This is a genomic window from Chloroflexota bacterium (assembly GCA_016235055.1).
GTDB lineage: Bacteria > Chloroflexota > Anaerolineae > JACRMK01 > JACRMK01 > JACRMK01.
In genome coordinates this window covers 31,649-53,512 of record JACRMK010000068.1, presented here as the reverse complement: position 1 = coordinate 53,512, position 21,864 = coordinate 31,649, and the positions used below count along the sequence as shown (strand labels likewise).

At 64.9% G+C, this 21,864-nt stretch carries 20 protein-coding genes; 6 read left to right on the top strand and 14 right to left on the bottom strand.

Annotated elements, in window-relative coordinates; genetic code table 11:
* Positions 1-187 precede the first annotated feature (187 nt).
* The 3 genes from HZB53_17020 to HZB53_17010 all read left to right on the top strand — a co-directional run bounded on the left by HZB53_17020 (position 188) and on the right by HZB53_17010 (position 2,129).
* On the top strand, positions 188-682 hold the full coding sequence (locus HZB53_17020; GenBank protein ID MBI5879352.1) for a CoA-binding protein: 495 nt from the start codon (positions 188-190) through the stop codon (positions 680-682).
* Between the two features lie 199 nt (positions 683-881).
* On the top strand, positions 882-1,040 hold the full coding sequence (locus tag HZB53_17015; protein ID MBI5879351.1) for a hypothetical protein: 159 nt from the start codon (positions 882-884) through the stop codon (positions 1,038-1,040).
* 15 nt (positions 1,041-1,055) lie between these two features.
* Positions 1,056-2,129: a hypothetical protein gene (locus HZB53_17010; GenBank protein ID MBI5879350.1), complete on the top strand. Its 1,074-nt coding sequence runs from the start codon at positions 1,056-1,058 to the stop codon at positions 2,127-2,129.
* A gap of 96 nt (positions 2,130-2,225) precedes the next feature.
* Here the strand turns inward: HZB53_17010 and HZB53_17005 are convergent, their stop codons facing one another.
* Positions 2,226-3,503, bottom strand: coding sequence for an iron-containing alcohol dehydrogenase (locus tag HZB53_17005; GenBank protein ID MBI5879349.1), 1,278 nt, complete (start codon positions 3,501-3,503; stop codon positions 2,226-2,228).
* A gap of 188 nt (positions 3,504-3,691) precedes the next feature.
* Positions 3,692-4,354: a beta-phosphoglucomutase family hydrolase gene (locus HZB53_17000; protein ID MBI5879348.1), complete on the bottom strand. Its 663-nt coding sequence runs from the start codon at positions 4,352-4,354 to the stop codon at positions 3,692-3,694.
* Between the two features lie 194 nt (positions 4,355-4,548).
* Here HZB53_17000 and HZB53_16995 point away from each other — a divergent pair, with 194 nt between their 5' ends.
* The 3 genes from HZB53_16995 to HZB53_16985 all read left to right on the top strand — a co-directional run bounded on the left by HZB53_16995 (position 4,549) and on the right by HZB53_16985 (position 7,817).
* Positions 4,549-5,265: a 1-acyl-sn-glycerol-3-phosphate acyltransferase gene (locus HZB53_16995; protein ID MBI5879347.1), complete on the top strand. Its 717-nt coding sequence runs from the start codon at positions 4,549-4,551 to the stop codon at positions 5,263-5,265.
* Positions 5,266-5,298: 33 nt separating this feature from the next.
* Positions 5,299-7,185: a glycoside hydrolase family 127 protein gene (locus tag HZB53_16990; GenBank protein MBI5879346.1), complete on the top strand. Its 1,887-nt coding sequence runs from the start codon at positions 5,299-5,301 to the stop codon at positions 7,183-7,185.
* A 209-nt stretch (positions 7,186-7,394) separates the two neighbouring features.
* Complete coding sequence (locus HZB53_16985; protein MBI5879345.1) at positions 7,395-7,817, top strand: RNA-binding protein; 423 nt, start codon at positions 7,395-7,397, stop codon at positions 7,815-7,817.
* Between the two features lie 173 nt (positions 7,818-7,990).
* Here the strand turns inward: HZB53_16985 and HZB53_16980 are convergent, their stop codons facing one another.
* The 12 genes from HZB53_16980 to HZB53_16925 all read right to left on the bottom strand — a co-directional run bounded on the left by HZB53_16980 (position 7,991) and on the right by HZB53_16925 (position 21,812).
* The gene (locus tag HZB53_16980) at positions 7,991-10,024 is read right to left on the bottom strand and encodes a Ppx/GppA family phosphatase (protein MBI5879344.1); all 2,034 of its coding nucleotides are present in this window, start codon (positions 10,022-10,024) and stop codon (positions 7,991-7,993) included.
* 438 nt (positions 10,025-10,462) lie between these two features.
* Positions 10,463-10,735: a hypothetical protein gene (locus tag HZB53_16975; GenBank protein ID MBI5879343.1), complete on the bottom strand. Its 273-nt coding sequence runs from the start codon at positions 10,733-10,735 to the stop codon at positions 10,463-10,465.
* A complete protein-coding gene (locus HZB53_16970; GenBank protein MBI5879342.1) occupies positions 10,732-11,433 on the bottom strand; it encodes a hypothetical protein in 702 nt (233 codons plus the stop codon). The genes HZB53_16975 and HZB53_16970 overlap by 4 nt, the downstream gene beginning before the upstream one ends.
* Positions 11,434-11,606: 173 nt before the next feature.
* Complete coding sequence (locus HZB53_16965) at positions 11,607-14,411, bottom strand: class I SAM-dependent DNA methyltransferase (GenBank protein MBI5879341.1); 2,805 nt, start codon at positions 14,409-14,411, stop codon at positions 11,607-11,609.
* A gap of 66 nt (positions 14,412-14,477) precedes the next feature.
* The gene (locus HZB53_16960; protein MBI5879340.1) at positions 14,478-15,857 is read right to left on the bottom strand and encodes an FAD-binding protein; all 1,380 of its coding nucleotides are present in this window, start codon (positions 15,855-15,857) and stop codon (positions 14,478-14,480) included.
* Positions 15,858-16,032: 175 nt separating this feature from the next.
* Positions 16,033-16,938: a hypothetical protein gene (locus HZB53_16955; protein MBI5879339.1), complete on the bottom strand. Its 906-nt coding sequence runs from the start codon at positions 16,936-16,938 to the stop codon at positions 16,033-16,035.
* Positions 16,935-18,290, bottom strand: coding sequence for a (Fe-S)-binding protein (locus HZB53_16950; protein MBI5879338.1), 1,356 nt, complete (start codon positions 18,288-18,290; stop codon positions 16,935-16,937). Before HZB53_16950 ends, HZB53_16955 begins: the two co-directional genes overlap by 4 nt.
* Before the next feature lie 309 nt (positions 18,291-18,599).
* The gene (locus tag HZB53_16945) at positions 18,600-18,842 is read right to left on the bottom strand and encodes a hypothetical protein (GenBank protein ID MBI5879337.1); all 243 of its coding nucleotides are present in this window, start codon (positions 18,840-18,842) and stop codon (positions 18,600-18,602) included.
* 74 nt (positions 18,843-18,916) lie between these two features.
* Complete coding sequence (locus HZB53_16940; protein MBI5879336.1) at positions 18,917-21,004, bottom strand: 4Fe-4S dicluster domain-containing protein; 2,088 nt, start codon at positions 21,002-21,004, stop codon at positions 18,917-18,919.
* 91 nt (positions 21,005-21,095) lie between these two features.
* The gene (locus HZB53_16935; GenBank protein ID MBI5879335.1) at positions 21,096-21,344 is read right to left on the bottom strand and encodes a DUF2442 domain-containing protein; all 249 of its coding nucleotides are present in this window, start codon (positions 21,342-21,344) and stop codon (positions 21,096-21,098) included.
* On the bottom strand, positions 21,322-21,561 hold the full coding sequence (locus HZB53_16930) for a DUF4160 domain-containing protein (GenBank protein MBI5879334.1): 240 nt from the start codon (positions 21,559-21,561) through the stop codon (positions 21,322-21,324). Before HZB53_16930 ends, HZB53_16935 begins: the two co-directional genes overlap by 23 nt.
* Positions 21,546-21,812, bottom strand: coding sequence for a MoaD/ThiS family protein (locus HZB53_16925; protein MBI5879333.1), 267 nt, complete (start codon positions 21,810-21,812; stop codon positions 21,546-21,548). The genes HZB53_16930 and HZB53_16925 overlap by 16 nt, the downstream gene beginning before the upstream one ends.
* Positions 21,813-21,864 lie beyond the last annotated feature (52 nt).

The window sequence follows — 21,864 nt, the reverse complement described above, 5'->3', positions numbered from 1 at the left end:
TGGCTATACGCGCGGTTTCGCTACGTCTCAGGTATTCCCCGAACGGAGCGGGCGGGCGCGGGTGCTGTCATTTGTCCCGCGCCGGGCGGGATGGTTGCCCCTGTGCGCTCGAACACACTCGTCCTTTAATGGAGGATGTGTGCCACGCGCCGCACGATAGGCGTGCGGAGACAGAAAGGTAGACCCTATGACCAGCATTGATTCACTCGTCCGGGACTTCCTCGCGCAGAAGCAGATCGCCGTCGTCGGCGTCTCCGACAAGCGCGAGACCGGCTGTAACGCCAACTATCGCAAGTTCAAAAGCGCCGGCTACACGGTGTTTGCCGTGAACCCGCGCATCACGGCCTTCGACGGCGATCCGTGCTATCCCGACCTGAAGGCGCTGCCGCAGAAGCCCGACGGCGTGTTCATCCTGAGCAGCCCGCGCGTGACGGATGAGATCGTCCGCCAGTGCGTTGAGCTGGGCATCAAGCGCGTCTGGATGCACTGCATGATGGGCACGAAGCCGGGGCTGGCAGCCAGTATGACCAGCGTCTCGGCCGATGCCGTGCAACTGTGCCGCGACAACGGCATCACCGTCATTCCGGGCGCCTGCCCGAACCAGTTCCTCAAACCCGATTTCGCACACGGTCTCATGCGCCGGTTGTGGAGCGCGTTCGGCTACATGACGGCGGACGCATAACCCCGCGCACTGCCATACGGTCACGGTATATGCGGGTGCTTCTCGTTAATATCCCCCGAAGCATTAGCGCGCTATAATGACTGTTGCAGCAGGCTTCACGCGTTGCGGGCTGGAGCCGCGTGCCAGAGCCGCCTTGACGGGCGGCTTTGCATTGTAGTTGCGTGTACCCGCTATTGCAGGCGTCCCCCTGGAGGTGTCGATGTATCTCGCGGACCTGCTCCTGCTTTTCGTGCTGCTCGCGATAATCTGGTATGTCGTGTATCGTCTCTATGATTGGTGGGCGCGCCGCCGCGAGCGGCGGGAGGATGCCGACTTGATCAAGGAGATCGAAAGCGGATTGAACAAGGACAAACGTTAGTTAGGGAGATCGATTATGCGAAGAGACTCGAGTTTCACACCCCCAGCCATCAGCATGCGCGGCGCGGGCGCGTTTGCAACCGCGACGATCATTATTGTAGTCATCTTGATCTTCGGCTCGGCATCGTTCGTCAATATCCGGCCCGGCTACGTCGGGGTGCTGTTCGACGCACAGGCGCACGAGGTAACGCCCGGGTTCCTCAAGCCCGGCTTTGGCTTCAAAGTCCCGCTCATCCAGTTCGTGCAGGAGTACCCGATCGGCACGCAGGTGCTGACGATGGTCGCCAAAACGAGCGAAGGGCGCGTGCTGGGCGACGATTCAGTCAAAGCGCAGAGCATCGAGGGCCAGGATATCTATATCGACGTGACGATCAAGTACCATGTTATTCCGGAGCAGGCCGGTCGCCTGTATACCAAGTGGCAGGGGCGTGATATCTTCTATATCGAAGACAACGCGGTGCGCCGCGCGACACGTTCCATCATCCCGATCGTGGCGGGTAAGATGACCGTCATTGGTTTGTATGGCAATGAGCGTGATACGCTGGAGAAAAGCGTCCTCGCGCTGCTGAAGGAAGAACTGTCCAAGGACTACCTGGAGCTTGAGGCGGTGCAGGTTGGCGAAGTGCACATCTCGGCCGCCCTGAAAACGTCGCTGGAGCAGAAGGTGTCGGCCCAGCAGGCAGCCGAGCGCGCGAAGTTTGAGTTGGACAAGGCCGAAACCGAGGCCAAGACGGCCGCCGCGGTAGCCAAGGGCAAGGCCGATGGCCGCGCTGCTGAAGCCAAGGGCGAGTCCGACTACGCATCGATCCTGGCCAAAGGCAAGGCCGAGGCACGGCGAGTGGAAGCCGATGCCGAGTTCTACTACAACAGCACGGTCGCCAAATCGCTGACGCCGGAACTGGTGCAGCTCAAGGCGATCGAAAAGTTGTCCGACAAGATCAACGTGATCCTCGCGCCCAGCGGCACGACGCCGATCCTGGGGCTCGATTCGCTGCTGCGCAAGGATGCGCCGGCGTCGACGCCATCCGCCACGGCCGTTCCGGCCGCGACACCCGCGCCCGTGCCGACCGCGGCGCCGCCGAAGCCGTAGTGGCCGCATCGCCGATCTAGTACATACGGCCGCACGCACACCGCCCGGGTCTTCAAGACTCGGGCGGTGTCTCTTTCTATCGACAATCGGTGCGTACTACCAGTACCGCATCGCGTCGAGGAAGATCGCCTTCAGGTCGCCCGCTGTGACCGGCCGGGGCGACAGCTTCGTCAGCCGCTGCTGCGCCATAGTGCCTTCCACCAGCGCGTCGGCATCGGCGGGTGTGAAGCCGACCGCCTCCAGCCCGTTCGGCATGCCGATCTGTTTCATCAATGCGATCAGTGCGCCGGACAGCACGCGCCCTGCGTCCTCCGGCGCCGCGCCGCGAATATCAGTGCCGAGCAGTTGCGCCGCGTACAGGTGCCGCTCCGGTCCGGCGGCCGCCGTGAAGCGGAACAGCGCCGGCGCGTTCAGGATCACCGACATACCATGCGGGATCAGCGCGCGGTCAACCGGGTAGTCCGGCGCGCGATAGTCGCGCACCATGCCGGAGACCGGGTACGACATCGCGTGCGGCACATGGCAGCCCGCGTTGCCGAAGCCGATGCCCGCGAAGGCCGCCGCGAGCAGCATCTGCCCGCGCGCCTCGTCGTCCGAGGCGTCGCTGATGGCGCGCACCAGGTAGCGCGCGGCGATTTCGATGGCGCGCGCCGCCCAGACATCGCTGATCATGTTCGCGCCCTGGTACGCCGGGCGCTGGCCGGGGTTGTCCGGCGCCGCACGCTGACCGTACGGCACGGCCGTCAGCGACTCGATGGCGTGGCTCAGCACGTCGAGCGCGCTGCACGCCGCGACCGTGGGCGGCAGGCTGCGCGTGTTATCCGGGTCGATGATGCCCATGACCGGCCGCAGCGCGCGGTGCGCGATGCCGGTCTTCGCGTGCATCACCGTGTAGTCGAAGATCGCCACGCCGGTCGTCTCGCTGCCGGTACCGGCCGTCGTCGGCACAGCGATCAGCGGCCTCAGTTTGCCCGGCGGCGGCTTGCCCTGGCCGATCGGCGGGTTGACGTACGTCAGCAGGTCGGCCGGGTAGGTCGCGTACAGGTTGGCGACCTTGGCGGTGTCCATCGACGAGCCGCCGCCGACGCCGACATAGCCGTCGAAGCGGCCATCCTTCGCGAAGGCGATCGCCTCCAGGAACGAGCGGTCGGTCGGCTCCACCCGCGCGCGGTCGAACAGCACTGCGTCGATGCCTTCGGCTTCCAGCGCGGCCATGACCGTGCGCACCGCCGCGCTGTCGGACAGGCGCGGGTCGGTCACCACCATCACGCGTGTCGCGCCCTGCGCCTGCATGTCGAAGCCGATCTCGCGGGTTGCGCCCGGCCCGAATTTGATGGACGAGGTGTCCATCGTTACGACGGTTTCAGTCGCCATGATCGTTCTCCTGAGATGGTCCATACCGGCGGGTATGCGACGTTGCATGACATCCGCGTGGGGACGGGCTTGCCCCGGCCCGCCACCGGGCACCCGCCAGGGGTGCCCCTACGCGAAATACCGCGAATGTCATGAGCAAAATATGGAAATCCGTTGGTGACATTGTTCAGACCCCCGGGGTCTCTACATCATTCCAGCAGCGCCAGCGCGTCGGTGATTGACAGGCCGCGAAAGTCGGCGGCCGTACGGGCCATGGCCGGGAAGCGCGCCAGCTCGACTGCCGGGTGCGTAGTCGTCAGCGCGACGGCGCGCATACCCGCCGCCTGCGCCGATGCGAGACCAGCCGGCGCATCCTCGAAGACGAGACAACGTGCCGGCGGCACGCCGAGCCGCTGTGCCGCCGCCAGGAACGGCTCCGGGTGCGGCTTGCCGTGTGTCACATCGTCGGCGGTCACCAGCGCGCCGAAGCAGTCGCGGATGCCGAGCGTGTCCACGATGAAATCGGTGTTGAGCGTGCCCGCGCCGGTGGCGATCGCCAGTGGAATGCCGCGCGCATGCGCCGCGCGCACGAAGTCGAGCGCGCCGGGGATCGCCTGCATCTGCGGGCCGTAGATCGCCCGGAAGATCGCCTCCTTGCGTTCGCCCAGCCGCACCTGCTCGGCGTCGGACAGGCGGTCACCGAACAGACCGCGCGCCACCTCGCGCGTCGAGATGCCGAACACGCGCGCGAACACCTCGGCCTCCGAGAGGCCCAGCCCAAGCTCGTCGCTCAACTGCGCCCAGGCGCGCACATGGTACGGCATGCTGTCGACCAGCGTGCCGTCCAGGTCAAAGATAAAAGCGGCGTCCATGATGCGTTGATTGTACCAAATCCCGGCGATCAAGTAAGGGCGAAGCATCGGCGGATGGTTCCGCCGCGACGAACACGCTCGCGCCGATGCTTCGCCTCTACGCCCGGTTGCGCGGCGTGTTTTCAAACGCGCCCGGACTGCGATAGAATAGCATCGCTCCCAGTTCGGGCCGTCTCGTATCTGGAAAGACCATCATGACAGGGAAGATCGAGAATACGCTTTCGCACCGTCTGTGGACCGGTTTCATCGGCGGCCTGCTCGATATCTATTTCACGGTCTTTCACCGCTGGCGCGTCGAGGGCGTTGACAACATTCCTGCGCACGGCCCCGCGCTGTTGATCATCAACCACGTGAGCTCGCTGGAACCGGTGGCGGCCTTCCCGCTCTGCCTGCGCCTCAAGCAGGCGCCGGGCGTGACGGTCTTCATCGCCGCCAAGCGCGAACTGTTCAATCGGCCGTGGCTGGCGCGCATCTGCCGCAGTCTCGGCCTGTTTCCGCTCGACCGCGAGCGGATCGACCCGGCAGCCGTGCGCACCATCCTCGGCATCCTGAAAGACGGCCACATGCTCGCCATCGCGCCGGAGGGTACGCGCAGTTCCAACGGTCAGTTGCAGGCGTTCCAGCCGGTGCTGGCCAAGCTGGCAGCCACGCGGCGCGTGCCGATCCTGCCGGTCGGCGTCATCGGCGCGGAGAAGGCGATGCCGGTCGGCGCCCGGCTACCGAAGCCGGTACAGATCATCATTCGCGTCGGCCCCGTCTTCGAGCTGTCGGAGTTCTACGGCAAGCAGATGACCGACGAGGAGCAGGTGCAGGCCGCGATGGTCATGCGCGCGCACGTGGCCGAGTTGCTACCGGAGTGGATGCGCGAACTGCCGCCGCCGGAAGCCGCGCGCCGCTTTACGGTGCAATAACGCCCGCGCACCCCTGCGCGTGGAGGAGTTCGCATGAGCCTCGTGGTGACCCCCGTGCCGTTCACGCACGTTTCGCTCTCCGACCCGTTCTGGGCGCCGCGCATCGAAACCAACCGCACCGTCACGCTGCCCGCCGAATACGATATGCTGCGGCAGACCGGGCGCCTGGCGGCGTGGGCGGGCCGCTGGCAGCCCGGCGACCCCAACCCGCCGCACGTCTTCTGGGATTCCGACGTCGCCAAGTGGATCGAGGCGGCGGCCTATTCACTGGCCGCGCATCCCGACCCCGTGCTGGGTGCCCAACTCGACGCGGCGATCGCCGACCTCGCCCGTTTGCAGTTGGCCGATGGCTACGTCAACAGCCACTACCAACACGTCGAGCCGGGCAAGCGCTGGACCAACCTGCGCGATGCGCACGAGTTATACTGCGCCGGGCACCTGATCGAAGCGGCGGTGGCGCACTGGCAGGCGACGGACAAACGCGCGCTGCTCGATATCGTATGCCGCTATGCCGACCAGATCGACGCGACGTTTGGACGTGGCGCCCATCAGCGGCGCGGCTACTGCGGGCACCCGGAGATTGAACTGGCGCTGGTCAAGCTGTATCACGCCACCGGCGAAGCGCGCTATCTGCGGCTGGCGCAATACTTCATCGACGAGCGCGGCGCGCAGCCGCATTACTACGACGCTGAAGCGCGCGAGCGCGGCGAGGACCCCGCGAAGTTCTGGGCCAAAACCTATGCGTACATGCAGGCGCTCGTTCCCGTGCGCGAGCAGCGCGAGGTGACCGGCCATGCCGTGCGCGCCATGTACATGGTTTGCGCGATGGCCGACCTCGCCGCCGAAACAAGCGACGCCAGCCTGCGCGATGCATGCGAGCGACTGTGGGAAAACGTCTGCGGTACCCAGATGTACCTGACCGGCGGTATCGGCCAGACGCGCGCCAACGAAGGGTTTACCGGCGCGTACGACCTTCCCGATGAAACGGCGTACGCCGAAACGTGCGCGGCGATCGGGCTGGTCTGCTGGGCGCAGCGCATGCTGTCGCTGAGCGGCGACGGCCGCTACGCCGACGTGATGGAGCGCGCGCTCTACAACGGCGTTGCCAGCGGCGTCGCGCTCGATGGCGCGCGCTTCTTCTACGAAAACCCGCTGGCCAGCCGCGGCGCGCACCACCGGCAGGCGTGGTTCGACTGTGCCTGCTGCCCGCCCAACATCGCGCGCCTGCTCGCCAGCGTCGGCGGCTACCTCTACGGCGCGGGCGAGCGCGAGGTGTGGGTGCATCTGTATGCGCAGGGCGCGGCGCAGTTCGAGGTCGGCGGTCGCGCCGTCGCGCTGGCGGTCGAGTCCGAGTATCCGTGGGATGGCGCGGTGCGAATCGCGGTGCGGTGCGACGCGCCGCTTGACTTCACACTCTGCCTGCGCGTGCCGGGCTGGTGCGCGCAATGGCGTTTGCTGATCAACGGCGCGGCGTCGCGCGATCTCGTTGCGCGCGACGGTTACGTGCGTGTGACGCGCGCGTGGCGGCCGGGCGACGTGGTCGATCTGCAATTGGCGATGCCGGCGCACTATGTGTACGGGCATCCGGCGGTGCCGCAGTTGCGCGGGCGCGTCGCGCTTCAACGCGGCCCGGTCGTGTACTGCCTGGAAGGCGCCGATCACGAGTTCGTCGCGCTGGATCGCTATGCGCTCGACACGCGCGTGCCGGCAGCCGAAACATTTCGCGTGGTGAGCAAGCCCGGCCTGCTGGGCGGCGTGGTCATATTGCACGGGACAGCCGCGCGCCTGTGCGATGCTGGCGGCGCGCTGTACCGGCCCGATCCGCCTGCGGTGGAGAGCGCGCCTATCGTGGCGATTCCATACGCCGTGTGGGATAACCGCGCGGCCGGCGAGATGCGCGTCTGGTTGCGCACGGCATAGTGCGATAATTGCCTTGCGGCCGCAATGATTTGCCGTGCGCAGCATGTTTGTGAAAATCCAAATTACTGCCACTTTTGCACTCATCGGTTAAATATGGTAAGGTACCCGCAGTTTTGTCTGATTGCCGACCGGGTCTGCCCCGGGGCGGTGTAGGCATTGGGCTTCCGGCGCGAAGACGTCCGGTATCGGCCAGCATTGAAAGGATCGGGATGGAATCCAAACTGTACGTCGGCAACTTGTCGTATGACGTGACCGAGGACGATCTGCGCGAACTGTTCAGCCAGGCCGGCGAGATCAAGGACGTGGCAGTGATCCTTGATCGAGAAACCCGCCGGTCGAAGGGTTTCGGCTTCGTCGAAATGGCCACACAGGCGGAGGCGGAGAACGCTATCAAGCTCTTCAATGAGAAAGAATTGAAGGGGCGCCGCATGACCGTGAACATTGCGCGGCCGAAGACCGATTCGGGCGGCGGCGGCGGTGGCGGTCGCGGCGGCTATGGTGGCGGCGGCGGTGGTCGCGGCGGCTACGGCGGTGGCGGCGGTGGTGGTGGCCGCGGCGGCTACGGCGGCGGTGGTGGTGGCGGCCGTGGCGGCTATGGCGGCGGCCGCGATCGCGGAAGTCGGAGCTACTAGCGTCCGCGCGTTACACAGTGAACAACCGAGGGGCACGGTAAACCGTGCCCCTCTTTCATTATTCTTAGGACTTACGCACAGATACCAAGCGTAGTATTCCCAAGAGACTTACCGCACTGTATCTTGTATGGCGATGGCTGTCTTGCGTAAGTCCTAATTCTATCGGCGGCGCATCAGTCCTGCATCTGTCGCCACCAGCGCGCGCGCTCGAAGATTGTGCCGTCGGGCGGCGGCGCGACGGGCCGGCGTGTGGTGCGCGTGCCGCTGACGCGCAGATCGCGCTTGAAGATCGAGCGGAACGAGTCGGCGTTGCGATTGGCCGCCCACAGTTCCGCCTCGCCGCGCCCGCGCGTCAGCGCGACGATACGCACCTGCTCCGCGCCGGCCGTGCACTGCACGCCGGCCACGACCTGCGCGCGGCTGCGCTCCAGGTCCTCGGCCAGCCGCAGAATTGCCGACAGCTTGCGCACCCGGTCGATGCCGTCGGCGCCGAGGATGCCGGCGTAGCCTTCCGGCTTGGGGTTGCCCTGCCGGTGCCAGCGGGCCAGCAGCGCGATGACGGCGATCTCCGCGTGCTCAAAGCCGGGCAGGTCCGCGTTTTCAATCAGGTACGCCGAATGGCGGTGATGGCGATAGTAGTCCACCGCCACGCCGATGTCGTGCAGCAGCGCGGCGGCGGCCAGCCATTCGCGCTCGCGCGCGCCGAAGCCATGCAGGCGGCGCAGGGCGTCGAACAGCGACAGCGCCAGGCGCAGCACCTGCGCGGCATGCGTCCAATCCACACGGTAGCGGCAGGCGGCGTTGACGACGCCGAGCGCGCGCACATCGGCCACCCGCGCGATCGGCGTGTTGGGCCGGGAGCGGTGGAGCGCGGCAGGCGCAGCCGGCAGTTGCGCGGCCTTGATGCGCGCGCGGTGCAGCAGCAACTCCTCGAAGAAGACGCCCTCGCGCAGGCCCTGGCCGGAGATGAGCATGTCGCTCGCGCCGCTGTGGCGCGCCAGCCGCGCAATGACCGCCGCGCCGGCCGGAATGATATCGGCGCGCTCGCTATTCAACCCGTCGATCCGCGACCGTTCTTTCAGGCGCGCATCGAGCAGCCGTTCCATCTGCTTCTGCGCCGCGCGCCGCGTCAGGCGGTAGCCGTGCAGGCGGTCAACCGGGTAAGCGCGCTCCTCCTGATCCACCTTGGCCAGCGCGCGCGCCGTGCCGCCGACCAGCACCAGTTGCTCGCGCGCGCCCAGTCGCAGCCAGCCGACCTGTTCCAGCGTCTCGTCGATGTGATCAATCAGCGCGCGCGCCTCCGACGAGCGGACCGGGTCGTGCCGCAGGAACGTCTCGGTCAGGCGCACCGCGCCCAGCGGCAGCGAGAGCATCGCGGCCGGCAGCCGGTTGCGCACGCGCACCAGTTCCAGACTGCCGCCGCCCAGGTCGCCGATGATGCCGTCGTCGAACGGCAGGCTGTTGACGACGCCGAGATAGGCGTAATAGCCTTCCTCCTCGCCGGAGAGCACACGCAGCGACAGCCCCGCCTCGGCGCGCGCACGCCGCAGGAACTCGTCGCGGTTGGCGGCATCGCGCACCGCGCTGGTCGCCGTCGCCAGCACGCGCCGGATACCGTTGGCGTCGCACAGTTCGCGGAACAACCGCATGAGCGCAACCGCGCGATCCATCGGCTCGTCCAGCAGTTCGCCGCCCGCGAAGCCCCCTTCGCCGATACGCACTTTCTCCGAGACCTGGTCGACCAGCCGGAACGAGAGTTGCTCGTCCAGCGCGAAGATGACCAGCCGGCAGGAGTTGGAGCCGAGATCGATGATGCCGATGCGGTTTTCCATGACACGTCCTGATCTTGATTGGCTGCAGCCTGCATTAACCATGGCGCCGGGCGGGCGAGGCCGCCGGCCAGACCGCGCCAGGTTCAACGCCAGCAGCCGCGCGAGGATGTCGTCGTCGGGCAGGTCGGCGGGCCAGCCGTAGGCGGCGCATACCGTCGCGTCGAGCGCGCGGTGCAGCAGGTCGAGCCAGGTCGGCCGCTCGTTGTAGAGCTTGGTCAGCGTGCGCTGCTTCAGTTCCACCGACGTTACATCGGGTCTGCGGCCCTCCGCCGCAGACCGATCGGCGCCCTCTGGCGTGAGGCCAGAGGGCATCGTGGCCAACAACGCGTCGCGCTTGGCGACCAGTTCGCGCGCGGCGTCGGCGATGGCGCGCACGCAATTTTGCCTCGGCGTCCGCCGTGTCATCCACGCGTGTGTCGAGGTGATGGGGGAGGAGTAGGGCGGCGGACAGGCGTCGAAACGCAAAGTGAGCCCGCCGTCACTGGCGGGCTCGGGTTGTATTTGCAAGGAGCGGCGGCGATGCATACTATATGTCATCAAGGATTCGGTGTGGGCCAATCTCGTCAAATATACAGAATGTTTCACCCGTTGCTTCATCGCTATCATAGTGGAATATGAAGCGATATGATTGATCTATCCTACCCTCCCAAGTGTTTTCCTTCCCACGCATCTTCTTCGTCTGAAGCGATGGATGGCGCGGATCATTCTTGAACAGCATGAATGCTTTCTTTGCCTTTTCCTGGATATGAACTGGCAATTCGTTAAACCTGCGGTGAAACGTGTTGGTGCGACGATACTTCACACGCATGAACCTTAGCGCGCTTCATCCAATGGGTCGTCCAGTGAAGTGATAAACTCCTCCATAGAATCAAAGTCCTTGAAGCGTCCCATCAGGCTGTCATCGCGCGATTCGCGCAAGCGATCCTCTGTGGTCAGTTCGGTCGTAACATCGGCAGAGCTCGAAGTCTGATAGTTATCTCCCATGGGCCGAGCCCGAATAATACCGTACTCGGTGACAAACGCGTACTGGGTAATTGGCGGCTGAACCCAGACGCCAGATGAGCTATCAATCTTAACGTTGTTCATTTGGGCGCTCCATTGATGAATGGCAACACGTGATTGTCGATGTACGAATCTACGGTTGAAATCAGACGGTCTGCGTCGAAAGCACTGCCTGGTTCCTGTGGATTTAACCACTTGAATACCGTTTCAACGAACATCTTTTTAGGGTTTTCCAGAAACGATTCGATCTTGACTTCAATACTACAGGGCTCAGGCTCATCAGGCAGAGGAGGCAGTACAAAACGAAGTCCGCCGCCCCATAGCGGGCGTCCCAGCAATTTCAGAGACTCATCAGTCTGCTTGAAGCGTCCTTCCCATAATTCCTTAAACGCATGCTCGCTTTCTGACTCGTACAGGTAGCGTATTGTTACGTCGCGAGTAATGAATTGGCGTTGTTCTGGCCAAACGCGCTCGAACGCATGCGTTGTTGCTTTGGCGTCTTGCCTGAATTGCTGGATCGTCTGCCTTGCGTTTGGAGAAACAATCAGCAGATGACCAATCGGTATGGCTCCAGGAACCTGTGCGATCTTGATTTCAAGCGAGCTTTGCTGGGAACGGCCAAACACTATGGCCTGATCGCCGTATTTCGCCTGTTCATAGTCAACGGTGAATTCATCAAGCGCTTCTTGGAATGCACGGAATTTACGTCGCGATATCGTCGGTGAGGGCGACATTAGCCAGTTAATGCCGGCATGAAAGAGACTAGCGCTATCTGAAATCATGTCACCGCCATCTTTACTTGGTTAGAGTCTATCGTTGCCGCCATTTGTGCGGGAACAAATTATAGACTCGCGACAAATTTCAGCCAAGAATGGAACCGGCGCAATTTAGAACGCATGTTTGCGACGCAACCTCTTCTGCGCTCATTGGTCCGTTCGCGTGCCGGCGCGGCAGCCTACTTGAACGTGTCGTAAGGCATTGGCGAATGGCTCGCCGCCCGTTCCAAATTGAGCGCCAGCAGCCGCGCGAGGATGTCGTCGTCGGGCAGGTCGGCGGGCCAGCCGTAGGCGGCGCACACGGCGGCGTCGAGCGCGCGGTGCAGCAGGTCGAGCCAGGTCGGCCGCTCGTTGTAGAGCTTGGTTAGTGTGCGCTGCTTCAGTTCCACCGGCGTTGCCCCGGGCGGGTTCAGCCACGCATCGCGCTTGGCGACCAGTTCGCGCGCGGCGTCGGCGATGGCAGTCACGCGCGGATCGTCTTTTGGCTCGTGGCCGGGCGGCCACGGCAGGGGGAACGTCTCAAATGTTGAGGTCGGCGTGTAGCGTGGGCGATCCTCAAGCGCAGTGCCTTTGCGGAGCGCCCATAGTTCATGTACCTTGGAATGCAGAACGCCGAAGAAGTAGTCGTCGTCGCGGGCGAAGACGATCAATGCGTGATCAGGTAGCGTCGGATGCCGCAACCAAGAGAAAAGCCGGTATTTCGCTACAGTAATTGTTGCAATGAAGCGAGGCAATGGTTCCAGCGCGTCTCGCATGGCAGGACGCGCCTCGACATGGAGCCACCAACGCCTACGATAGGCTTCGCGGTTATTCTTCAATCGCTCCGGGCGAACATGCGTTTTGACGTACTCAAACGGTCGCTCGTATTGCGACGCTTGCTTTTCGGGCATGTCTTTGCCGAAATCGATAATCCACATTTCGCGTGAGCGGCGCGTTATGCCAAAGCCGTTTACCCACGGGCGCACTACATCGCTGTTGGGCAATCGATTTGGATTGCCTTTGTCATGGAGCATGGTCTGAGCGACGTCATCGGAAATATCAAATGCGCCACCTTTTGTATCACCCATAAACGAAATGCCAAGATTTTCAGTCAACGACCTGGCCATTGTCAGATCAGTGGTCCCGGTAAGATCAGGATTTACATTGGCCGTTACGATGCCGTTCAGTATGCGGTTAGTTTCGGAACCGTCATCAAACCCGACCATTGAAACATGCACGTTCGCGCCGTCGAGTACCCATTCTCGGTCGGACTGTGCCCAGAAGATGTCGCCGCTGTCTTTGATCCGCTTCAGCACCTCGCGGTTTGCGCCGCCGCGAATACCTTGCGTCGCCAGCAACCCGGCGCGTTTAGTCTTCTTCGCCTCGATTTGTCCGCGCGCTTTCTCGAACCAGTAGCAGACCAGATCAGCCTCGTGCGGCACGCGACCTTCGTACAAGACGAACAGGTCGTCGATATATTTGTCGCCCAACTCTGTCCGCAAACGCTTGCCGCCGAGAAATGGCGGGTTGCCGACGATCACATCAGCGTTGGGCCATGCCGGCTCGACCGGTTTGCCGTGCGCGTCGTGCGCCAGGATGGCGTCCATCTCCGTGATCGTGTCGAGCGGCCTAAGGATCGGCGCGTCCGGCGTGCCGAAGCCGTTGTCGCGCATCCACTGGATATGCCCGATCCAGATCGTCGTCTGCGCCAGTTCGTGCGCGTACGGGTTGATCTCGATGCCGCGCAGTTGCGCCGGCGAGACGCCGGGGAAGAACGAGCCGATGCCGAGTTCGCTGGCCGTGCGGATGACCGCTTTCTCCAGGTCGTGCAGCAGTTGCAGGCTGACGTAGAGGAAGTTACCGCTGCCACAGGCCGGGTCGAGCACGGTCGTAGCCGCAATCTGGTCGGCGAAGTCGCGCAGCAACTTGGCGATCTGGTTGTGCAGGCGCGTGCGGCTCGCGCCCTTCGCCGCGTCGCGCTTCGCCGCCATGTCGCGCACGCCGGCCTGCACCGACGCCCACAGGCGGCGCAGCGGGGACATCAGCACCGGCTCGACCAGCAGCACGATGTCGTCGCGGCTGGTGAAGTGCGCGCCGAGCTGCGAGCGGCGGTCGGGATCAAGCCCGCGCTCGAACAGCGTGCCGAAGATCGACGGCTCGATGCTCGACCAGTCGAGCCGCGAGACGCCGCGCAGGATTTCCAGCGCCTCGCCCGGCAGTTCGAGCGCGTGGTCATCGGCGAACAGGCCGCCGTTAAAGTGGGCGATCTCGTCGGCCCCGAACCAGCCGCCGCCGCGCATCGCGCCGAAGAGCGCGCGCGCCTGCGCGGCGAACGCCTGCGGCGACTTGCGCCCTTGCTCGACCAGCCGCGTGAACAGCCCGGCGGGCAGCAACCCCGCGTCCTCCGCGAACAGGCAGAACAGCAGGCGGATCAGGTAGCGCGCGACCGCGTGCGGCTCCGTTCCATACTTCCGCAGAATCTCGGCCAGCCGCGCGAACTCGCGCGCCGCCTCCTGCGTCACCTGCTCGGTCGTCTGCCCGGCCCTCAGTGCATCCGGATCGGTGAACACGGCGCGCAGCGTCTTGTACCCGTCAGCGGTCAGCAGGTCGTCGAGCGTCAGGCGATATATTTTCTTGACCGATCGGTCAAATTTTGTGTGGACCTCGATCACCTGCATGTCGCTGACGACCAGCAGCGGCGGGCTTTCGAGCGCCTCGTGGTATTGCAGCAGTTGCTGGTACGCCTTGTCGAGGTTGGCGTGGACGCCCTTGTACTCCCAGGCGAAGTAGCCGCGCTTCCAGACGTCGGCGAAGCCCTGCCCGCCGGCGCTCTTGCTGACGCCGGCCTCGAACGCGAACGACGCGCCGGAGCGGTCGGCCTGGGCCGGCGTCTCGTGGCCGAGCATGTGGCACAGGTCGATGAAGTGCTCCTGCGCCGCCGAGCGCTCCTTGAGCGTGACGTTGCGCCACTTATCGACGAACTGTTGCGGTGTGAGGCTGGGCATGGGGATATTATAGACCTTACGGTTATGCAGACCGCGCGGGTCTTCAACCCCCCGAGGTCTACCTGGTTAATCCGGAAACAACTTGCCCGGATTCAGGATGCCGTTCGGGTCGAACAACTGCTTGATGGCCTTCATCTGCGCGATGGCGGTCGCGCTCAGGTCGGTCGGCAGATACTCCTTCTTCAGGACGCCGATGCCGTGCTCGCCGGTCAGCGTGCCGCCCAGCTCGATCGCCGCCGCGAAGATCTCGCTCAGCGCCGCGTGCACGCGCCGCATCTCGTCGGCGTCGCGGCGGTCGCACATGATCGACGGGTGCAGGTTGCCGTCGCCGACGTGGCCCCACATCGGCATCGCCAGCCCGTACTTCTCGCGCACCTCGGACACGCGCCGCGCCATCTCCGGGATCTTCGAGCGCGGCACGCAGATGTCCTCCGGCAGCGTGTTCGGCTTGAGGCGCATGATCGCCGCATAGATGTCGCGCCGCGCCTGCCAGAGCGCGTTCGCCTCGGCGGCGTCTTTCGCGATGCGCACCTCGCGCGCGCCGGACTCTGCGCAGATCTCGGCCACCGTGCGCTGCTGCAGCGGCACCGTCTGCGGATCGCCATCGACCTCGATCAGCAGCAGCGCGCCCGCGTCGGTCGGCAGGCCGAGATGGAACGCATCCTCGACCGCCTTGATCACCACGTTGTCCATCAGTTCGGTCGTGACCGGCACGACGCTCGCGCCGAGGATGTTGCCGACCGTCTGACAGGCGGCGTCGAGCGAGTTGTAGATAGCCAGCACGGTCGCCTTGGCCAGCGGCTTCGGCAGCAGTCGCAGCGTGATCTCGGTCACGACGCCGAGCGTGCCCTCGGAGCCGACGAACAACTGCGTCAGGTTGTAGCCGGTGACGTTCTTCATCGCGCGGCCGCCGGTGCGCAGCACGTCGCCGTTGGCCAGCACGACTTCCAGCCCCAGCACGTAGTCCTTCGTGGTGCCGTACTTCAGGCCGCGCGGCCCGCCGGCGCTGGTGCCGATGTTGCCGCCGATCGTGCACTGGTTCAGGCTGGCCGGGTCGGGCGGGTAGAACAGCCCCTGCGCCTCGACCGCCGACTGCAGCGCGCCGGTGACGACGCCCGGCTGGGTGACGACACACATATCACCCGGAGCGATCTCGACGATGCGGTTCATCATCGCCATGTTGAGCGCGATGCCGCCCGCCACGGGCACCGAGCCGCCGGCCAGCCCGGTGCCCGCGCCGCGCGGCGCAACCGGGATGCGCTCGCGGTTGGCGATGCGCAGCACGCGCGACACCTCAGCGGTCGAGGCCGGCGCGACGACCACATCCGGCCGGTGCTCGACGAACGCGCCGTCGTAGCCGTATACGATCAACTCCTCCGGCGCGGACAGCACGCGCCCCGGCGACACCGCCGCGCGCAGTTCGTTCAGGATCGTAGCAGAGAGCATGGCGTACGTTCTCCGTATGCAAAAACGGCGGGCCGCGCCCGCCGCATGTTATAAGCTACACACCCAAAGGCCACCACAGAGACACGGAGGCACAGAGAAAAACCTCAGATTCCTCTGTGTCTCTGTGCCTCTGTGGCGAATGTAGTTTATGATGCTGGACTCGTCGTGAATCGCGCTACTCGTCTGTCTCCGTAGCCGCTTCGGCCGGGCGCGGCGGGCGGGCGCCGTTGCAGCGCGGGCAGGCGTCCGGGTCGGCCTTCTCCAGCTCGCTCAAGAGCATCTTGACGTAGGTGCGCTCTTCCGCACCCCGCTCGCCCAGCGCGATCGTCAGCACCTCGGCCAGCACGTCGACATCCACGACCTCGCCCTGGCCCTGCGGCGTCTTCACCTGCGTGCCGACTTTGGGGTGGTCGGTGCGCGCTTCCTTGTAGGTCGACGCCTCGAAGCGCAGGCAGCAGCGCAGGCGGCCGCACAGCCCGATCGCGTCCGGCTGGTTCATCGCGATGCCCTGCTGCTTGACCATGTCGATCGCCACCTGCCCGACGCCGACCAGCGAGCAGCACTTCTCCTCGCCGCACAAGCCATAGCCGCCCATCAACTGACTGGCGTCGCGCGGGCCGACGGTGCGCACCATTGCGCGCGTGCGGAACTGCCGCCCGACATCGTCACACAGCGGCCCGAAGTCGAACTCCTCCTGCTTCTCGTCCAGCGGTTGGATGTGCAGCAGCAGGCGGCTGCCGTCGTACGCGAACTCGGCGCGGATCGCCTTGAGCGGCAAGCGCTTGGTGACGATGACCTTGCGCGCCGCGACGAGCGCGTCGCCTTCGCGCTTGCGGTACCACTGGCGCGAAACCAGGTCGCGCGGCGTCGCCCGCCGCACGACGTTCTTGAGGTTGTCGCGCCGCTTGCCGCCGCGCAGCGGGCCGACCATCACGATCTTGCCGATGTCGTGCCCGTCCTTGGTCTCGACGACCACGTGGTCGCCTAGTTTGATGCCGCCGATAGCCGGCCCGGCGCGATAGGTGTAGATCTTGGTCGCGCCGCGCTGGAAGCGAATGCCCACTACGTCCGCAGTTGTCATGAATTTCGACCGTATGTAGGGGCGGTTCGTGAACCGCCCGTCGTCTGATACGCGATGTCGAGCACGTCGACGATATGCATGACGCGCACCGGCAGGCCGCGCGCGCGCAGTCCCATTTGAATTTGCATCATACAGCCGGGATTGGCGGTCACCAAAATGTCCGCGCCGCTCGCGGCGATGGCGTCGAGCTTGCGCGCCAGCACCTGGTCGGCCATCGCCGGGTGCGTGATGTTGTAGATGCCGGCGCTGCCGCAGCACCACGCGCCGTCCGGCAACTCGACGTACTCGAGTCCCGGAATGGCGCGCAGGATGTCGCGCGGCGGCTGCTTCACCTTTTGCGTATTCACCAGGTGGCACGGGTCGTGGTACGTCACGCGCCCGTGGACGCGCCCGCGCGGCGGCTGCGCCTTCACCCGCTCGACGATGTACTCGTTGATGTCGCGCACCTTCGCGCTGAACTGCGCGGCGCGCGTGGACCAGCGCGGGTCGTCACGCAGCAGGTGGCCGTACTCCTTCATGATGGTTCCGCAGCCGGCGCTGTCGGTCAAGATCACGTCGAGCGCACCGTGCCGCTCGAACTCGGCGATCAGCCGGCGGGCGAAGTCGCGCGCCGTCGCTTTGCTGCCCTGGTCTTCCTGCGGCGCGCCACAGCAGCCGAGGTTGACCGGCGTGACGACCTCGCAGTCGAGCCGTTCCAGCAGGCGCAGCGAGCGCGCGCTCGTTTCAGCGTAGGCGACGTTCATCACGCAGTTGACGAAAAAGCCGACGCGCGGTGCTTTGTCGCCGGCCGCCGCCTCACGACGCGGCGCGGACGACAGGCGCGGCCGCAGGGGGATCGCCATTCGTGCCGGCAGCATAGCCAGCATCGCGCGCAGTGACGGCGGCAGCGGCAACCGGCGGGCGATCGCGTCGAGCCGCAGCGCCTGGACCAGCCGCGCCAGCCCGAACACCGCCTCCAGTCGCGCGTGCTTCGCGAAAAAGAAGTCCAGCAGCCAGCGCTGCACGGCCGGCCGCGGGCGCTTCGCCGCGATCGCCGCGCGCGCGGCGAGGATCGTCTCGCCGATCGGGATGCCCGCCGGGCAGACCGTGTTGCACGCCCGGCAGTCGAGGCAGTGGTAGAGGTGCGCCTCAAGGCCCGACGCGTCGAGCGCGATGCGCCCGTCCTCGACGGCGCGGATCAGCGCCAGCCGCCCGCGCGGCGACTGCACCTCGTTCAGCGTCTCGCGGTACGTCGGGCAGACCGGCAGGCAGCGCGCGCAGCGCACGCACGAGACAAGCGTGTCGTACGACGGCAGCTCGGCGCCGAAGATCTGCTGCCCGGCAACCGGGTCGTACCAGTGGGAAGTGGTCACAGATTTCTTGTTCCGTGGTTGATAAGCATCTACGAAAGCCGGTGTTGGTCGGGTTAGTGCTCGAACCTTGCGTTACCAGGCCGTCATGTCGGCGAAGGCCGGCATCCAGACTGCCCGTAGTGGGCTCCGGCTTTCGCCAGAGTGCTCATAAAGAGTGTCAATATTCTGGCGCGGTGAACTCGTCAATACATACCCCGGAGAGAACTGATACAGCGTCGTGAGCTGATTTCCCACGGCAGGGGCGGCTCGCGAGCCGCCCCCTACGGGACCACCAAGAGCCCTTAATATCCACTTGTGCGGCAAAACTCCCTACAGGGCGGTGCGCACCGAACGAACTTCGGCTTCGATATCCGAATCGGTGATATCGTCGGCGGGCTCCCGCGTCTCCAGTCGCCGAATCAGGTCGTCCAACTGAGCATCGAGATCGGCGTCAATTTCAATCAGCGCGCGGGCGATCCAGACGCGCGCCGGCCTGTCCAGGTTACGAATTGCGCCGACAAGTTGATCCAGCGTCAATGTCACGTTTGGCACCGTCACGGTAGGTTGAGTCATTCTGCTACCAGTCCCTTCATCACTCGGACAGTTCCCTCATCAGTGTCAATGATCACAATTCGGCTCTTGTTCAATTACAGCGCCTCCACCGTCAACTCGGCAATATCGCGCACGCGCACCTGCTCCTGGGCGCCCTTCGTGGCGACGGCGTCTTCCATCATGATCGTGCAGAACGAGCACGCCGTGCCGATCGTCTTCGCGCCGGTCGCCTGTGCCTCGTCCAGCCGGTGCGCGTTCGCCTTCTTGGCGCCCTTCGGCGCCAGCGGCTCCATCCACATCTGCCCGCCGCCGCCGCCGCAACACAGGCCGGTGCTGCGCGAGCGTTCCATCTCCTTGTACTGCACGCCCGGTATCGCGCCGATGATGCGGCGTGGCGCGTCGAATTCATTGTTGTAGCGGCCGAGATAGCACGAATCGTGGAACGTCACCGCCGGGTCGGCCAGCGGCTTGCTCAGCTTCAGCCGCCCGTCGCCGATCAGCCGCGCGATGAACTGCGAATGGTGCATGACCTCGTAGTTGCCTCCAAACTGTGGGTAGTCGTTCTTGAGCGTATTGAAGCAGTGCGGGCAGTGGGCGATGATCGTCTTGAACTTGTAGCCGCCCATCGTGCCGATGTTCTCGGCGGCCAGCGTCTGGAACTGGTACTCCTCGCCCATGCGCCGCTGCCAGTCGCCGACGCACTTCTCTTCCTTGCCGAGGATCGCGAACGACACATTGGCCGTCTGCAGGATCTTCACGACCGCGCGCGCGATCTTCTGGTTGCGCGCGTCATAGGAGCCGGCGCAGCCGACCCAGTACAGCACGTCGACTGCCTGCGCCTCGGCCAGCGTCTTGACGCCGAGCCCGTCGGCCCACTTGGCGCGATCCGACTGCGACTGGCCCCACGGGTTGCCTGCGCGCTCGACGTTGCGCAGCGCGCCTTGCCCGGCGGGCGGGATGGCGCCCTCGCTCAGCGCGAGGAAGCGGCGCATGTCTACGATGGTGTCCACGATCGGGATGAAGACCGGGCACTCGCGCACGCACGCCATACAGGTCGTACACGAAAACAATTCATCTGCGGTCACGACGCCGCCCTCCGCGCCGGTCAGTGCCGGGCGCTCGGCATCCGGCGCCAGTCGTGCCATGGCGTGCTGGTGATCGCGCAGCTTAAGGATAACACGCTTCGGCGACAGCGGCGTTTGCTGAAGGAACGCCGGGCAGGCCGCCTCACAGCGCCCGCACATCGTGCAGGTGTCGAACGCCATGCGCTGCTGCCAGCGGAACTCCTCCAGCTTGCTGACGCCAAGCGCCAGCCCCTTCTCCATCGCCTCTTCAATATTGATCGGCACGAGCGTGGGCGGCGGTGTCAGCTTCGGCGCGAAGAACGTGTTGAGCGGCGCGGTCAGGATGTGCTCGGCGTTCTCGTTCCACGACATCGAGGCGATCCAGACCAGCGCGACCGTCGCGTGCGCGAACCAGAGCACGAAGTGCAGCCCCTCGCGCACATCGACCGGCAGGGCCGCCAGCACCTGCGCCAGCGCGTAGCCGACCGGCGACCAGATGCCCCACGGCGGCACGAACGCCGCCGCGGCACGCACGCCCTCGTGCGTCAGCGGCCGCACGCCCGCGATGCGTAGTCCTTCGATGACGTAGCCGGTCACGCTGATGCCCAGCAAGGCCCAGAGCGTGATCGGGAAATCGCGCAGGTAGGTCAGTTGCGACGGCTTCTGCACATGGCGGCGGTAGAGCGCCATGCCGAGCGCGATTATGAACGCCACCCCGGCGATGTCGAGCACCAATTCGTAGCCGAGATAGAACGCGCCGGTCAGGAACTGGATGTCGAAGATCTTCTTGGTGACGTCCCAATCGACGGTCGCCAGCGCCGTGCCGATGAAGAGCAGGACAAAGCCCCAAAACAGGCCGAAGTGCATCGTGCCGCCGTACGACTGACGCAGGAGCCGCCGCTGGCCGAACACATTGGCCAGCACCTTCTCGACGCCGTTGGGCAGGATGTCGATGACGAACTGCTTCGTGAACTGCTTGCGGTCGATCGCCCACGGTTTGGCGCGCCGCACGAAGCCGAGCACCAGAATGGCGATCGAGACCAGCGAACTGAGATACAGCGTCAGTTCGGCCCACTGCGGGATGTTGATGAAGGTTTGTCGAATGGGATCAGTCGGCATCGTACGCTCCAGGAGTGGAATTGGCCCAAAGGTCTGACAGCGAATTTGCGGGGCCGCAACCTCAGCAACTCGTCTTAATAATGCGCGGCGGTTACCAGGCGCGCAACAGGCTCGCCACCGAGACGTCTTCGTCAACGTCTTCCCAATGGATGCCCACGCCGCGCCCGATCAATCGCCAGTGCGCGCGTTGTTCCGGCGTCGCGTCACGCAGGCGTGGAAACCACTCTAGCGGAACAGTCACCTCGCGACTGTCGGACAGCCGGACTTGCATCGTGTCTTCGGTAAATCGTACTGACACGGCTAAAACGGACGTTGGGCTAGCGGTTGCGAAAGTGCTCATGCCATTTCTCCATGAATAGCGCTTCGTTTCGCTCGATGACCAGTCGCACCTGGCGAAGTTCTTTTGAAGTGTATCCGACCGTCCATTCCAATCGAACCGGAGACAGCCAGAACTTGGCGGCATTTTCTGCCGTTTCCACGTGGATATGCGGAGGCTCGTGATCTTCTCGACTGAAAAAGAAAAAGCGGTGCGGGCCTTCAATCAGAACGGTAGGCATAGCGCTGCGCCGCCGCCTCCGATCGGCATCATCAACTCAACCCGGTCGCCATCGGACAGCGCGTGCTCGAGGTCCACCACGGCGTCATTGACGCCGATCAGCCAGGTGTTCTGATAGGGCAGGCGCAAGGCGTCGAGCATCTGCATGACGGTCGCGCCGGCGGGCAGCGTGAGCGACGCGTCGCTGTCGCGTTGCTCGGCGGGGATATAGCGGCGCAGGTCGCCGTAGGCTGTCACATGAATGCGCACCATCGCCGGAGTTCCGCTTATGCGGTACGGACGCGGCCGGCAGCGTGTCGAGGCT